Here is a 13292-nt window from a genome sequence, read left to right on the forward strand (position 1 = left end):
CAACGCGGGAGCAGACGCCGGTGCGACGTCGCCGGTGGCAAGGGCAGAGGGACCGGCTCGGCCGCAGCCCCGCGGGACCCACGACACACCGCACAACACTTGTCAACGGACTGTCACATCTCCGTGGGGGCACCGCCACGTCCTCCGGCCACCGTCGTTACTACCAGGGCGGAAAGGACATTGAGATGGTGATGGCGGAGAAGGTCGCGGTGGGCGTCAGCCAGGTACGGATCGACGTGCACGGCGGCATCGCCTTCGTGACGGTCCGCGGCGACGTGGACCGTGGCATGGCCCCCGGCCTGCGGGACGTGCTGGCCTGGGCGGTCGACCACCACGACGGGGTGGTCGCCGACCTGTCCGGCGCCGGTCACGTGGACCGGGCCGGACTGAGCGTGCTGCTGCAGAGCCAGGACCGGGCGCACGTCCGCGCCTGCGCCCTGGCCCTCGCCGAACCGTCCCCCGCGCTGCGATCCGCACTCGCCGGCCTGCAGGCCGACGCGATGTTCCCGATGTTCGACCACTGCGCCGACGCGGTCGCCTGGCTGCGGACCGCCGGACACCGCTGACCACGGGTGTGTCCCGGATCATCTGAGCCGGGCCGGCCGAAACGTCAGGCCGTTACCGTTCCCGCCGATTCGTCCCGTCACATGGGCTGTCCTGCCGGGTGACCGGCAGGACAGCCCCGGACACGGATCCACGGGGGCGGACACATGACAGGCTGGCTACGGGACCTGCGGCTACGGACCAAGGTCGGCGCCGCCGTGACGGTGATGGGCGTCACGGCGGTCGTGGTCGGCGGCGTCGGGGTGGCCGGCCTGAGCAACGTCGACTCCCGGGCCGGCACGATCACCGAGGACAACCTGGCCAACACGGTGCAACTCGCCGTGCTCCGGCAGGCCATGGCGCAGACCGCGATCGACCTGCTCACCCACAACGCCGCACCGGACGACGCGGCGATGACGGACGCGGTGAGCGCACTGGCCGCCGACGACAAGGCGTTCACCGCGGCGCTCGCCGACTACGTGGCCGGCACCCACGCGGCCTCGGACGCCCAGGTCACCGCCCTGACGAAGGCCGGGACCGGCTACCAGCAGATCCGGGACGAGCAACTGGTGCCGCTGAGCACGGCCAACGACTCGGACAGCTTCGCCGAGGTCAACAAGACCGAGGCACAGCCCCTGTACGACCAGGCCGCCGCCCAGATCGTCGCGATGTCGAAAGCCGAGGCGGCCTCCGCGAGCGCCGCCGCCGAAGAGGTGCACAGCACGTTCACCGCGGCCCGCACCCTGGTCCTGATCGTGCTCGTCCTCGGCCTGCTGGCGGCCGTCCTGGCCGCCGCCGCCGTGGTCCGGTCGATCACCGGTCCACTGCGCCGGGTCTCCGGGGTGCTGCGCGCGGTCGCCGACGGTGACCTGACCGGCCGGGTCGACGTGACCAGCCGCGACGAACTGGGCGTGATGGCCGGCGACGTGAACCGGGCGGTCGACGGCATGCGCAGCGCGGTGACCGTGCTCAGCCGCTCCGCCGGGACGATCTCCGGCGCCATCGGGGTGCTCACCTCCAGCAGCGCCGTGGTCGAACAGTCGGCACGGCAGGTGGCGCAGGGCTCGGCGCAGGTCACCGAGAACACGCAGAACGTGGCCGACAGCATGACCGGTGCGGCAGCGGGCAGCGAGGAGATGAGCGCGACGATCGACGAGATCGCCCGCAGCGCGGCCGAGGTGGCGGCGATCGCCGGGGAGGCCAGCACGACCGCCCACCGGACCCGCGAGCAGGTCGAACACCTGGCCGGATCGTCGGCCGAGATCTCCGGCGTGGTCAACCTGATCACGGCGATCGCCAGCCAGACGAACCTCCTCGCCCTGAACGCGACGATCGAGGCGGCCCGCGCGGGCGAGTCGGGCAAGGGGTTCGCGGTGGTGGCCGGCGAGGTGAAGACGCTGGCCGAGCAGACGGCCCGGGCGACGGCGTCGATCACCGAGCGGGTGGCGGCGATCCAGGCCGGCACCGAACAGGCCAACGGGGCGATCACCGAGATCAGCGACGTGATCGACCGGATCCGCGAATACCAGACGACGATGGCCGCGGCGATCGAGGAGCAGAGCGCCACGACGGCGGAGATGCGCAACAGTGTGGCGTACGCGGCGGGCGGCGCGGGCACCATCGCGGCTACGGTCACCGAGTTCAGTGGGGCGGCGACTGCCACGGTGGACGCGGTGGGCGAGACGCAGCGGTCGATCGCGGACCTGACCGCCACCAGCGGGGAGCTGAGCCGGGTGATCGCCGGCTTCCGTGTCTGACCCGGCTCCGGCTCGTTTCGTGCCTGACCTGGTTCCCGTTTCCCGGCTCCGGCTCGGTCGCCGCGATCGATCCGTGCTTCGTGTCGGCCTGTCCTTCGTGTGACGCACCTTCCGTATTGACGCACCTTCCGTATTGACCCGCCTTTCGTGTCGACCCAGAACAGCACAGTCGCCGGGACCCGTCGGTTCCGGCGACTGTGCTGTTGCGCGTACACGATGAAAGAGGTTGGGGCAGCGGCCTTCTGGCGCGCGGGGTTTAGAAACCGACGCGGAAGGTGGCGTCCTGTTTGTCGGTGGCGGCCGACGCGCTGGTGATCGGATCGATGCGCAGCACGTAGGCGGAGTGCCGCAGGTAGCGGTCCGGATAGTTGTACGACTGGAAGGACGTCCACGTGCTGTCCGCCCAGCCGGCCACCCGCCGGAACGTGGCATCGGCATTGAATGTGCTGGTCCCGTCGTTGGCGCTCAACACGATCGCGTAGTTGGAGTGCCGCAGGTAGCGGTCCGGGTAGTTGACCGACCGGAACGACACCGCCGACGAGTCCGCCAGGCCCGGCACCAGGGTCCACTGCTGGTCCTGGAACGGGTCGAACGGGTAGGTGTCGATGCGCCCGACGTTGTTGGCGTGCCGGATGTAGCGGTCCGGATAGTTGTACGACTTGATCCGGCTCCAGGACGGCGTGCCCCATCGGGTCGTCAGTGCCGTCGACTCGGCCGTCGTGATCGGTGTGATGCCCAGGTGCTTGGAGTTCAGCGGCTGGGTGTACGCACGATCGTTCAGCAACGTCCACGATCCGCCGGCCAGGCTGGTGGTCTGCCAGCAGAAGAACCGGCCGTTCGGGCTCCAGGTGTCGCCCCACATGTACCAGACGTTCGCGGTGTTCGACTTGACGATCTGCGGGGCCTCGACACCACGACCCGGGGTGATGGCGCCGGTGTAGATGCTGAAACCGCCCGGGTTGAGCGTGCTCGACCGCGTGCCCAGCAGCGTGCTGTTCGTGTTGTTCTTGTAGTACATGTAGTTGACTCCGTCAACATTGACGAAGCTGCCGTCAATGGCGTCGTAGCCCGGGTCGAACAGGACCTGCGGTGCCGTCGCCGTGACGAAGTCGGACGTCCAGTTGACCATCAACACGTTGTGACCGGTGCTGTTGACCGCCGAGTACACCACCGCGTACTGATTGCGCGATGCGTCCCAGACCGCCTCGGGCGCCCACGCGTGGGTGGCCAGCGAGTGCACCTTCAACAGCCGGTACCCGGTGAAGCTGCGCAGGTCGGGGGAGTCCCAGACGTGCAGGTACTGGCTCTGGTAACTCCAGTCGGTGCCGTTCAGGTCGGTCGCCAGCACGACGAACGTGCCGTCCTGCTTGCGCAGGATGAACGGGTCCCGCAGGCCGCCGGAACCCTGCGTCGGCGTCGCGACCGCGTTGTTCTGGTTGAGCGGCGTCCAGTTCAGGCCGTCGGTGCTGACCGCCAGGTGCAGGCCGTAACTGGCCCCGGCCATCGTCGGCGACTCCTTGAAGTACGCCATCGCGTAGCCGCCGTAGGTCGCCGCCTGGGCCGGCCCGGGAAGCCGGAGCGCCCCGGCGCCGGGGATCGCCAGCGCGCCGCCGACCGCACCCGCGCCGGCCAGGAGGGCGCGCCGCTTCAGCCCGCTCACTTGGCGATCGCCGTCCCGTGCCGGCACCCCGAGCAGGTGATCTTGCTGAGGCTCGTCCAGGTGTTCAGGTCCGAGGTGGTGGCGGTGTAGATGCCGTCACCCGCGCTGTAGTGGTCCACGTAGATCCGCCAGCGCCCGTCGTCCAGCTTGACCAGCGACGGACCCTCGTAACCCGAGGCCCACAGGGTGCCCTTGTTGACCCAGCCCTCGGTCAGGTTCGCCGTGGTCGTCCAGTGCTCGATGTACTTGGTCGACTCGTTCTTGGTGAACGCGTGCCACGTACTGCCTGACTTGACGACATACGTATCAATATGATTCGTGCCCAGGCCCCACATCTGCGCCGGGCCGCTCCAGCTGGTCAGCGCGCTGTTCTGCGCCGTGTAGACGTACGGCCGGAAGACGTAGGACGCGGCGCTCGTCGCGATGCTGGTGATCAGCTTGACGGTGCCGTCGCCGGTGTAGAACTCCGGCGCCCAGGCGTAGTTCGCGTTGGTGATCCCGGCCGGGATGCTCGCGATGTTCGTCCACGTCGTCAGGTTGGTGCTGCTGGCGATGTTGAAGTAGGTGGAGTTCGTGGTCCACGACTGCACCGTGTAGGCCGCGTAGTAGACGCCGTTCCACTTCAGGATGCTCGGGTCGCGCAGCACTCCGGTGGGCCCGTGGAAGTTCGTGTCCACCAGAGTGCTGTAGGTGGTCCCGCCGTCGGTCGACTGATAGATCCACAGCTCTTCGTCGGCGACCGCGTCGCCCTTGAAGGTCGCGTAGACCAGCGTGGTCGCCGCCAGGGCGGGCGGGGGACAGACCAGAGCGCCGAGGACGGCCGCCAGCACGGCAGCCATCCGGACACGCCACGATCTCATGTCGCCTCCAAGACGTTGTTAGCGCTAACAATCCGGGGCGGGGGATGGGCGCTCCGGATGGGGGATGCGCTTGTGCTCGGGGTGTTGCTTCGAGGTTGCTGAATGATTGCGCTCAGATATCCACCCTGTCAAGGTGGTCGATCTCCGCGTCCCTCCCGCCCTCTTTTGCCGGGTACGCCCGGAGCGCCCCACCGCCGTCGGCCGTTAAATGCGTGGCGCAGGAATGCGAGTCGTTTCTAGAGTGGGTACCACTGAAGGCGAGAACGAGTCAGGAGAAACCGATGTTCGAGATCGACGGCGATAGTGAATCCGGCCGGGGGCCGCAGAGCTGATCGATGATGCTCCCGGCCGCCGCCCCGATTCGGGATCGGCGGCATTTTTGTACGCCCGTGAGGCTGAGGAGGGTAGACCGCCGGATTCTCGATCCGGAGGACCGGGTTCAACCCCCGGACGGGCGACGCCACAAGTAAGACGCCACAACTGAGCCACAAGTAATACGCCACGAGTAAGGCGCCACAGACGGAATCCCAGCATGTCCTGTCAGCTCAGTTGGTCAGAGCACGCGCCTGTCGAGCGCGGGGTCGCCGGTTCGAGTCCGGTACAGGGCGCGTCGCCGTAGCTCAGCAGGTCAGAGCGCCGCCCTGATAAGGCGGAGGCCGGTGGTTCGACCCCACCCGGCGACACGGCACCACCCTGGCGCGGTGGACGAAAGGTAGAGTCGCCCGGCTTTCACCCGGGACATGTGCGGGTTCGAATCCCGTCCGCGCTGCCGGAATGCGAAAACTAGAAAAGCCGTGCGGCGAAGGCCGACAACTGGTCGAGTTGTTCGGCGAGCGTGGGCGCCGTCACCCCGACGACGAGCCTGGTGACGCCCTGCGACGCGTACCCGGAAATGCCCTGCTCGGTGATCTCGATGGATCCCCAGCGGGTGTATTCCATCGGACGCCCGCCCCCGGATGCCGTGCGCCATTGTGCGGCCCGTTCGTCCGGGGTCGGCATGCCGCCCGGGAAATAGCCGTCGCCGCGGAGCGCGGCCCGCCGTGCCGCGGCCCGGCTCGAGCCGCCGATGTGGATCGGCAGTGTCGGCGCGCCGACCGGTTTCGGATAGCTGACCAGGCCGGTGAAGGAGTAGAACTCGCCGTCGAAGTCGACGCCGGAAGCGTCGCCGGCCCAGAGCAGGCGCATCACGTCGATCGCCTCGTCGGCGCGCCGGCCGCGGCTGCGGTAGTCCACGCCGACCCCCGCGGCCTCGCCGGGCAGACTGCCAACCCCGACGGTGAGCAGCCGCATCCGGCCGCCGGAGAGCGCGTCGACGGTGGCCAGGCGTTTCGCCAGCACCACCGGATGGTGGTACGGCAACAGCAGCACCCCGGTGCCGAGCAGGATCCGGCTGGTCGCGGCGGCCACGAAGCTCAGCGTCTCGAGCGGGTCGGCGATCGGCATCGTGGGCGGGAACTCCACGCCGCCGAACGTCGCGCCGCGGTAGAGGACCACGTGCTCCGGGACGTAGATCGCCTCGAAGCCGCACTCCTCGGCGTGCTGCGCGAAGCGGATCAGGTGCGACGGGTCCACACCGAACTGGGCGGTCGCGTAGTTGACGGCGAACTTCATGCCGCGACGCTAAACCCTGCCCCGAAGGGCAGGGCAAGCGTCGTCCTGCAGCGCAGCCGTCTTACGGCGCGGCCTTGTCCGCTGCGATGGCGGTCTTACGGCGCGGCCTTGTCCGCTGCGATGGCGGTCTTACAGCGCGGCCTTCTCCGCCGCGACCGTCGTCGAGTCACCGTGGCCGGTGTGCACGACGGTGGCGTCCGGCAGCGAGAACAGCCGCGCCTTGATCGACTCCACGATGACGCCGGCGTCCGAGAACGATCGGCCGGTGGCGCCCGGCCCGCCCTGGAACAGGGTGTCGCCGGTGAAGACGCAGCCCAGGTCGGGCGCGTAGAGGCAGACCGCGCCGGGAGCGTGTCCCGGCGTGTGCAGCACGGTCAGCGTCGTGCCGGCGACCTCGATCGTCTCGCCGTCGGCCAGGTCGCGGTCCCACGTCACGTCGGTGCCGTGGGTGAGCTCCCAGAGCGGGCGCTCGTCCGGGTGCAGCAGGATCGGCGCACCGGTCCGCTCGCGCAGCGCCGGCGCCACCCGCACGTGGTCGTCGTGCGCGTGGGTGCAGATGATCGCCAGCACCGTGCGGGAGCCGACGATCGCCAGGATCGCGTCCACGTCGTGCGGGGCGTCGATCACCACGCACTCGGTGTCGTCGCCGATCACCCAGACGTTGTTGTCGACGTCGAACGTCTGGCCGTCGAGGCTGAACGTGCCCGCCACGACGCCGTGGTCGATGCGGCTGCTCACAGGACGACCACCGAACGCAGCACCGGCTGGTCCTGCGGTCCGTGCATCTTGGCGAACGCGGCCTCGACGTCCTCGATGCCGATCTCCTCGGTGACGAACGCGTCCAGGTCGAGACGGCCCTGCCGGTAGAGGTCGACCAGCATCGGGAAGTCACGGCTGGGCAGGCAGTCGCCGTACCAGCTGGACTTCAGCGCGCCGCCGCGGCCGAACACGTCGATCAGCGGCAGGTCCGGCACCTTCATGTCCGGCGTCGGGACGCCGACCAGGACCAGGACGCCGGCCAGGTCGCGGGCGTAGAACGCCTGCCTCCACGTCTCGGGCCGGCCGACCGCCTCGATCACCACGTCGGCGCCCTCGGCGCCGGGGTAGGTCTCGGCGGAGATCCGCTTGATCTCGGCGACCGGGTCGGTCTTCGACGAGTCGACCAGGTGGGTGGCGCCGAGCTTGCGGGCGATCTCCAGCTTGGCCGGGTCGATGTCGACCGCGATGATCGGGCTCGCGCCGGCCAGCGCGGAACCGGCGACCGCCGCGACGCCGACACCACCGCAGCCGATCACCGCGACGCTCTTGCCGCGGGTCACCGCACCGGTGTTGATCGCCGCGCCGATGCCGGCCATCACGCCGCAGCCCAGCAGGCCGACCGCGGCGGGACGCGCCGACTCGTCGACCTTGGTGCACTGACCGGCCGCGACCAAGGTCTTCTCGGCGAACGCGCCGATGCCCAGGGCCGGCGACAGCTCGGTGCCGTCCTCCAGGGTCATCTTCTGCTTCGCGTTGTGGGTGTTGAAGCAGTACTTCAGGTCACCGCGCTTGCAGGCCCGGCACTCGCCGCAGACGGCCCGCCAGTTGAGCACCACGAAGTCACCGGGCGCCACCTCGGTGACCCCGGCGCCGACCGCCTCGACGATGCCGGACGCCTCGTGACCGAGAAGGAACGGGAACTCGTCGTTGATCCCGCCCTGCTGGTAGTGCAGGTCGGTATGGCACACGCCGCACGCCTGGATCTTGACCACGGCCTCGCCGGGGCCGGGGTCCGGCACGTTGATCGTCACCAGCTCGACCGGCGCGCCCTTGGCGCGGGCGATGACGGCTTTCACCTGCTGCATGGTGTGGGTGTTCCCTTCGCAGTGACCAGTTCGACCCCAGCTTATGGCCCTGAAGTGGGCACGCTCGGCGATCCGGTCGCTCTTCTTTGCCGGGTACGCGTCACCGCACGCTGATCCGGGTCCACTGCGCGACCTCCTGCCTGGTCAGGGCCGTGCCGCGGGCATACGCACACCCGGAGGATCGATCTTCCAAAAAGATCAAGATCACATCAGAGCGTGGAAACCCTCGTTCAGGAGCTCGTCGAGGTCACGCTCGCCGTTCGACCGGGTCCAGTGACCCAGGGCGATGTTCAGGCAGGCCAGCGCGGCGCCCGCGCGGACCTCGTGCGCCATGGTCACCGACTGCCCGGAGCGGGCGGCGAGCGCCGTCGCGAGCGCGGGCCGCCAGGTGTTCTGCTTGTGCAGCTGGTGGGCGCAGAGGGCCGGGGTCTCCTCGACCAGGCGGGCGGTGGCCAGCGCGTTCTCCGGGTCGGTCCGGTGCGGGGCGATCATCGTGTCCAGGGCCCGGCGCAGCGCGGTCCAGTCGTCCTCGCTCGCCGGCCGCTCCCGCAGCAGCGCCGCGATCTGCTCGAACTGCAGGTCGAACGCGCCGAGGACGGCCTCCTCCTTGGTGCCGAAGTGGCGCAGGAAGGTGCTGCGCGAGACGCCGGCCGCGGCGGCCAGGTCGTTGACGGTCACGTTGTCGAAGCCGGCCGACCGGAACATGCCGAAGGCCACCTCGGCCAGACGGGCGCGTACCGCGGCCCGCGCGATGTCCCTGCTGCTCACGCCGGTCATCCTAGCTTGATGATACCGTGTTTCATGTTTGACACTCAGTCTCACTTTGGGAGATCCCGTGATCCTCGGTCTCATCGGCAGCGGCAACATCGGCGGCGGCCTGGCCCGGCTCGCCGTCGCCGCCGGACTCGACGTCGTCCTGAGCAACTCGCGCGGCCCGGAGAGCCTCGCCGGCCTGGTCGCGTCCCTCGGCCCGCGGGCCCGCGCCGCCACCCCGGCCGAGGCGGCCGCCGCCGGCGACATCGTGATCGCGACGATCCCGCTGAACGCGTACCGGTCACTGCCCGCGGAGGCCCTCACCGGCAAGATCGTCGTCGACACCATGAACCACTACCCCGAACGCGACGGCGAACTCGACGGGCTGACCACCACGTCGTCCGCCCTGGTCCAGCAGCACCTGAAGCGGTCGGCACTGGTCAAGGCGTTCAACAACATCGACTTCCGGCGCCTCGAACTGCTGGCCCGCCCGTCCGGCGCGGCCGACCGCAGCGGACTGCCGGTCTACGGCGACGACGCGGACGCCAAGCAGGCGGTGACCGTGCTGCTCGACCGGCTCGGCTACGACGCCGTCGACCTGGGCACACTCGCCGACTCGTGGCGCAGCGAGCCGGGCACCGCGGGATACGTGCGGCCGTACCTTCCGGCCCGCCCGGAGAACGCCTCCCAGGAGGAACTCGGCGCCTGGTTCTTCACCAACCCCGGGGTGCCGGTGCCGGCCGCGAAGGTCCGGGAACTGGCCGCGGCGCAGACCACCCCGGCCACCGACGCCCGGATGAGCCTCTGACCGTCAGCCCCGCAACGCGTCCAGCAGGGCGGTCACCTCGGGACGCGGGGTGACCGACCGCCGGGCCGCCGCCACGATCCGGCGGCTGACCGGCGGATCCAGCGGACGGGTCCGGACCCGGTAGGCCGGATCGACGGCCAGCCCCGGAAGCAGGGTGATCGACCGGCCCTCGGCCACGTTCCGCAACGCGATCATGTAGTTGTTGAACCGGCGGACCACCCTCGGCTCGAAGCCGGCCTCCCGGCACAGGCGTGTGGCCAGCTCCGACATGTACGAGCCGGCCACGTCGAACGTCCACCGCTGATCGGCACACGCCGCCAGGGGGACGCTTTCGCGCGTACACAACGAATGATCCTCGGAAAGCACGACCACGATCTCGTCGGTGGTGATCGGCACCAGGTCGATCGCCGGGTCCAGCGGCGCACCGGCGAAATCGGTGGTGGTGAGGATGACGTCCACGTCCCCGCGGCGCAGCGCCGGCATGCTCTCGTGCGGCTCCATCTCCAGCAGCACCACGCCGATCCCCGGATGCCGCCCGGCCAGCCGGTGCACCGCCGGTTCGGCCAGGGCGTGCACCGCGCTCTGGAACACCGCCAGGGTCACCGTCCCGGCCGGCTCGTCGGCCAGTCCCCGCAGCTCCGACTCGGCCGCGTCCATCAGGGCCAGGATCTCCCGGGCCCGGCGGGCCAGCAGCACCCCGGCCGCGGTCAGGCGCACCCGCCGGCCGGTGCGCTCCAGCAGCGCGGTCCGGGTCTCCCGCTCCAGCGTGGCGAGCTGCTGCGACACCGCCGACGGGCTGAGACTGCCGCGCTGGGCGACCGCGCGGACCGTGCCGTACGTGGCGAGGTCGGCCAGCAACCGCAACCGCCACGGGTTGAGCGTCATGCGCGGACTGTACAGATCCGCTTAACAGCGGCGTCGGAAAAGTGAGATGGACGTGACGCTCGGTGGTTCCTACCGTCAGGGCATGGGTGCTGAATCCCCCGGATCTTCCGGGTCCTCCTTCTGGTCCGACGCCGACCGCCACCTGATCCGCTACTCCGGTGCCGGCCGGTTCGTTCCGGAGATCATCGAACGCGCCGAAGGCAGCTTCGTGATCACCGCTGACGGCCGGCGGATCCTCGACTTCACCTCCGGCCAGATGAGCGCCATCCTCGGCCACTCGCACCCGGCCGTCACCGCCACCGTGCAACGCCGGATCGCGACCCTCGACCACCTGTTCAGCGGCATGCTCAGCCGCCCGGTCGTCGACCTGGCCCGCCGCCTCGCCGAGAGCCTGCCCGACCCGCTGAGCAAGGTCCTGCTGCTCACCACCGGTGCCGAATCCAACGAAGCCGCGATCAGGATGGCGAAACTGGTCACCGGCGGCCACGAGATCATCTCGTTCGCCCGGTCCTGGCACGGCATGACCCAGGCGGCGGCGAGCGCCACCTACAGCACCGGCCGCAAGGGGTACGGTCCGGCCGCCCCCGGCAACTTCGCCATCCCGACACCGAACACGTACCGGCCCGACTTCACCACGGCCGACGGCGAGCTGGACTGGCGGCGGCAACTCGACTACGCCTTCGACATGTACGACGCCCAGTCCGTGGGTGCGCTCGCCGCCTGCATCGCCGAGCCGATCCTCAGCTCCGGCGGCGTGCTCGACCTGCCGCCCGGCTACCTGGGCGCGCTGCGCGACAAGGTGCACGCCCGCGGCGGCCTGCTCATCCTGGACGAGGCACAGACCGGCCTGTGCCGCACCGGCGACTGGTACGCGTTCCAGCGCGATGCGGTCACCCCCGACATCCTGACCCTGTCCAAGACGCTGGGCGCGGGACTCCCGCTGGCCGCGGTGATCACCAGCCCGGAGATCGAACAGGCCGCCCACGACCGCGGCTTCCTGTTCTTCACCACGCACGTCTCCGACCCGCTCGTCGCGGCAGTCGGCAACACCGTCCTGGACGTCCTCGAGTCCGGCCGGCTCGACACGCAGGCCGCCGCGCTCGGCGCCCACCTCCACAAAGGCTTGACCGCCCTGGCCGACCGCCACGAGACGATCGGCGACGTCCGGGGCCGGGGCCTGCTGGTAGGCCTGGAACTCGTCTCGGATCGCACCACGAAGCAGCCGGCCGACGCGCGGGGCGCGGCGGTCACCCGACGCTGCCTGGAACTGGGCCTGCACATGAACGTGGTCCAGCTTCCCGGCATGGGCGGGGTGTTCCGGATCGCGCCCGCCCTGACGTCCACCGTCGCCGAGCTGGACCTCGGCCTGGAGATCCTCGACCAGGCCTTGACCGACACAGCCACCTGACAGCCCACTCAATCGCCTGGTCGCCTGGTCGCCTGGTCGCCTGGTCGCCTGGTCGTCTGGTCGTCTGGTCGTCTGGTCGGGCGTCTGGTCGTCTGGTGGCCTGGTCGTCTGGTCGATAGCGAGGTCATTTCGAGCCGAGCGGCGTGTCGACCACACCGGCCGTTGCTCACGGTCGCCTGACAGCGCGGGTCGACCACTGCCGACGGCGGGGAGTGGTGAGCGGGCCGTCAGCAACGGCTCGGAGCCGTCGGCCGTGGTCGACGGCCGTTTCCGGATGACGGTCGGACCGTGGTCGACGGCTGGACCACCCCGAGCCGTCGTCGGTGGTTCTTCAGGGGGTGTTGTTGAGCCGTGTGCGACGGCTCGGGGTGGTCCAGCCGTGATTGGTGGTTGTTTTCGGCTCGTGGATGGACCGCCGACGACGGCTCGGTGGGCGGGGCAGTCGTTGGCGGCTGTTGAGTAGGCACGATGCCGGCCGGTAGCGGCGGTAGCGTCCGCTCGGCCGTCGTCCGCGGTTGCTCGAGAGGCGGAAACCGGTGAAGGAGCGGTCGGTTCGGCCGTCGTCAGCCGTCGGTGGTCGTCGGTGGTCAGCCGTCGGCGGTCGGCCGTCGTCGGTGGTTGTCAGTGGTCAGCCGTCGTCGGTGGTCGGCGGGCTGCGGCGGTTCCGTGGTGGGTGCCGGGGCGGTTCCGGGTTCTGCGGGCGATGGGGATTGCGGCAGGATGCTCGGATGGAGCGCTGGTTTCGTGGGGACTTCCATGTGCACTCGCGGCGGTCGCACGGCGGCGAACTCACCCCCGATCAGGTCGTGCAGGCCGCCCGCGAGCAGGGGCTGGACTTCGTCGCCGTCACCGAGCACGACACCACCGACACACACGCCGACTGGCTGGCTCTGGGCGACGACGACCTGCTGATCATCCCCGGACAGGAGGTCGTCACGGCGGGCGGGCACTGGCTGGCACTGGGGATCAGATCACGCCGGGGCGGGCACCGGTCACCTCACCCGCGCAGGTGCACGCCGACGGCGGGATCTGCGTGGTGGCGCACCCGTTCGCCCCGTACCCGTCGGGCAGGTTCGAGCATGACGTCACCACGTCCCACCGCGAGCGTGGTGACTTCGGGTGCCCCGTGCGCCTGAAGTCGCCACGCGGACGGGCTTCGCACC

At 70.0% G+C, this 13292-nt stretch carries 12 protein-coding genes and 4 tRNA genes; 9 read left to right on the forward strand and 7 right to left on the reverse strand.

What is annotated here, in order from left to right; translation table 11 throughout:
• Window positions 1-185: 185 nt before the first annotated feature.
• Together QSK32_RS04225 and QSK32_RS04230 are read left to right on the forward strand one after the other, a co-directional pair.
• Window positions 186-566, forward strand: a complete 381-nt coding sequence (locus QSK32_RS04225; RefSeq protein ID WP_045743740.1) for an STAS domain-containing protein — start codon at window positions 186-188, stop codon at window positions 564-566.
• Window positions 567-710: 144 nt separating this feature from the next.
• Window positions 711-2300 (forward strand): methyl-accepting chemotaxis protein, encoded by a 1590-nt coding sequence (locus QSK32_RS04230; RefSeq protein ID WP_285471238.1) that lies wholly within the window; start codon window positions 711-713, stop codon window positions 2298-2300.
• A 256-nt stretch (window positions 2301-2556) separates the two neighbouring features.
• Here QSK32_RS04230 and QSK32_RS04235 read toward each other — a convergent pair whose 3' ends face one another.
• Window positions 2557-3960 carry a glycoside hydrolase family 43 protein gene (locus QSK32_RS04235; RefSeq protein WP_245674036.1) on the reverse strand — a complete coding sequence of 468 codons (1404 nt, stop codon included), beginning with the start codon at window positions 3958-3960 and terminating at the stop codon, window positions 2557-2559.
• Window positions 3957-4820: a glycoside hydrolase family protein gene (locus tag QSK32_RS04240; protein WP_052720617.1), complete on the reverse strand. Its 864-nt coding sequence runs from the start codon at window positions 4818-4820 to the stop codon at window positions 3957-3959. The genes QSK32_RS04235 and QSK32_RS04240 overlap by 4 nt, the downstream gene beginning before the upstream one ends.
• A 384-nt stretch (window positions 4821-5204) precedes the next feature.
• Between QSK32_RS04240 and QSK32_RS04245 the strand changes: the two genes are divergently transcribed.
• The 4 genes from QSK32_RS04245 (at window position 5205) to QSK32_RS04260 (ending at window position 5589) form a co-directional block, all read left to right on the forward strand.
• A tRNA-Glu gene (locus QSK32_RS04245) sits at window positions 5205-5278 on the forward strand.
• 76 nt (window positions 5279-5354) lie between these two features.
• Window positions 5355-5428 (forward strand) — tRNA-Asp (locus tag QSK32_RS04250).
• 1 nt (window position 5429) lies between these two features.
• Window positions 5430-5503 (forward strand) — tRNA-Ile (locus QSK32_RS04255).
• 12 nt (window positions 5504-5515) lie between these two features.
• Window positions 5516-5589, forward strand: a tRNA-Glu gene (locus QSK32_RS04260).
• A 14-nt stretch (window positions 5590-5603) separates the two neighbouring features.
• On the opposite strand, the gene QSK32_RS04265 is transcribed toward QSK32_RS04260, so the two are convergent.
• From QSK32_RS04265 to QSK32_RS04280, 4 genes are all read right to left on the reverse strand, one after another.
• Window positions 5604-6431, reverse strand: a complete 828-nt coding sequence (locus tag QSK32_RS04265; RefSeq protein ID WP_285471239.1) for a TIGR03619 family F420-dependent LLM class oxidoreductase — start codon at window positions 6429-6431, stop codon at window positions 5604-5606.
• Window positions 6432-6560: 129 nt separating this feature from the next.
• On the reverse strand, window positions 6561-7169 hold the full coding sequence (locus QSK32_RS04270) for an MBL fold metallo-hydrolase (protein ID WP_045747151.1): 609 nt from the start codon (window positions 7167-7169) through the stop codon (window positions 6561-6563).
• Complete coding sequence (locus QSK32_RS04275; RefSeq protein WP_285471240.1) at window positions 7166-8275, reverse strand: S-(hydroxymethyl)mycothiol dehydrogenase; 1110 nt, start codon at window positions 8273-8275, stop codon at window positions 7166-7168. The genes QSK32_RS04270 and QSK32_RS04275 overlap by 4 nt, the downstream gene beginning before the upstream one ends.
• Window positions 8276-8479: 204 nt before the next feature.
• Window positions 8480-9043, reverse strand: coding sequence for a TetR/AcrR family transcriptional regulator (locus QSK32_RS04280; protein ID WP_211275584.1), 564 nt, complete (start codon window positions 9041-9043; stop codon window positions 8480-8482).
• A gap of 67 nt (window positions 9044-9110) precedes the next feature.
• On the opposite strand from QSK32_RS04280, the gene QSK32_RS04285 reads away from it, so the two are divergent.
• Complete coding sequence (locus QSK32_RS04285) at window positions 9111-9836, forward strand: NADPH-dependent F420 reductase (protein ID WP_045747154.1); 726 nt, start codon at window positions 9111-9113, stop codon at window positions 9834-9836.
• A gap of 3 nt (window positions 9837-9839) precedes the next feature.
• On the opposite strand, the gene QSK32_RS04290 is transcribed toward QSK32_RS04285, so the two are convergent.
• Window positions 9840-10721, reverse strand: a complete 882-nt coding sequence (locus QSK32_RS04290) for a LysR family transcriptional regulator (protein ID WP_045747155.1) — start codon at window positions 10719-10721, stop codon at window positions 9840-9842.
• Between the two features lie 82 nt (window positions 10722-10803).
• Between QSK32_RS04290 and QSK32_RS04295 the strand changes: the two genes are divergently transcribed.
• Together QSK32_RS04295 and QSK32_RS04300 are read left to right on the forward strand one after the other, a co-directional pair.
• On the forward strand, window positions 10804-12129 hold the full coding sequence (locus QSK32_RS04295; protein ID WP_045747172.1) for an aspartate aminotransferase family protein: 1326 nt from the start codon (window positions 10804-10806) through the stop codon (window positions 12127-12129).
• 728 nt (window positions 12130-12857) lie between these two features.
• The gene (locus QSK32_RS04300; protein ID WP_157411486.1) at window positions 12858-13265 is read left to right on the forward strand and encodes a PHP domain-containing protein; all 408 of its coding nucleotides are present in this window, start codon (window positions 12858-12860) and stop codon (window positions 13263-13265) included.
• The last annotated feature ends 27 nt before the right edge of the window (window positions 13266-13292 follow it).

The sequence above is a fragment of the Actinoplanes sp. NBRC 101535 genome, assembly GCF_030269225.1.
Classification (GTDB): Bacteria; Actinomycetota; Actinomycetes; order Mycobacteriales; family Micromonosporaceae; genus Actinoplanes; species Actinoplanes rectilineatus.

What these genes read in the sequence shown, in the direction of transcription:
- QSK32_RS04225 (WP_045743740.1), top strand. Translation starts at nt 186, where the DNA reads ATGGTGATGGCGGAGAAGGTCGCGGTGGGCGTCAGCCAGGTACGGATC.
- QSK32_RS04230 (WP_285471238.1), top strand. Translation starts at nt 711, where the DNA reads ATGACAGGCTGGCTACGGGACCTGCGGCTACGGACCAAGGTCGGCGCC.
- QSK32_RS04240 (WP_052720617.1), bottom strand. Translation starts at nt 4,820, where the DNA reads ATGAGATCGTGGCGTGTCCGGATGGCTGCCGTGCTGGCGGCCGTCCTC.
- QSK32_RS04265 (WP_285471239.1), bottom strand. Translation starts at nt 6,431, where the DNA reads ATGAAGTTCGCCGTCAACTACGCGACCGCCCAGTTCGGTGTGGACCCG.
- QSK32_RS04275 (WP_285471240.1), bottom strand. Translation starts at nt 8,275, where the DNA reads ATGCAGCAGGTGAAAGCCGTCATCGCCCGCGCCAAGGGCGCGCCGGTC.
- QSK32_RS04290 (WP_045747155.1), bottom strand. Translation starts at nt 10,721, where the DNA reads ATGACGCTCAACCCGTGGCGGTTGCGGTTGCTGGCCGACCTCGCCACG.
- QSK32_RS04295 (WP_045747172.1), top strand. Translation starts at nt 10,804, where the DNA reads ATGGGTGCTGAATCCCCCGGATCTTCCGGGTCCTCCTTCTGGTCCGAC.
- QSK32_RS04300 (WP_157411486.1), top strand. Translation starts at nt 12,858, where the DNA reads ATGGAGCGCTGGTTTCGTGGGGACTTCCATGTGCACTCGCGGCGGTCG.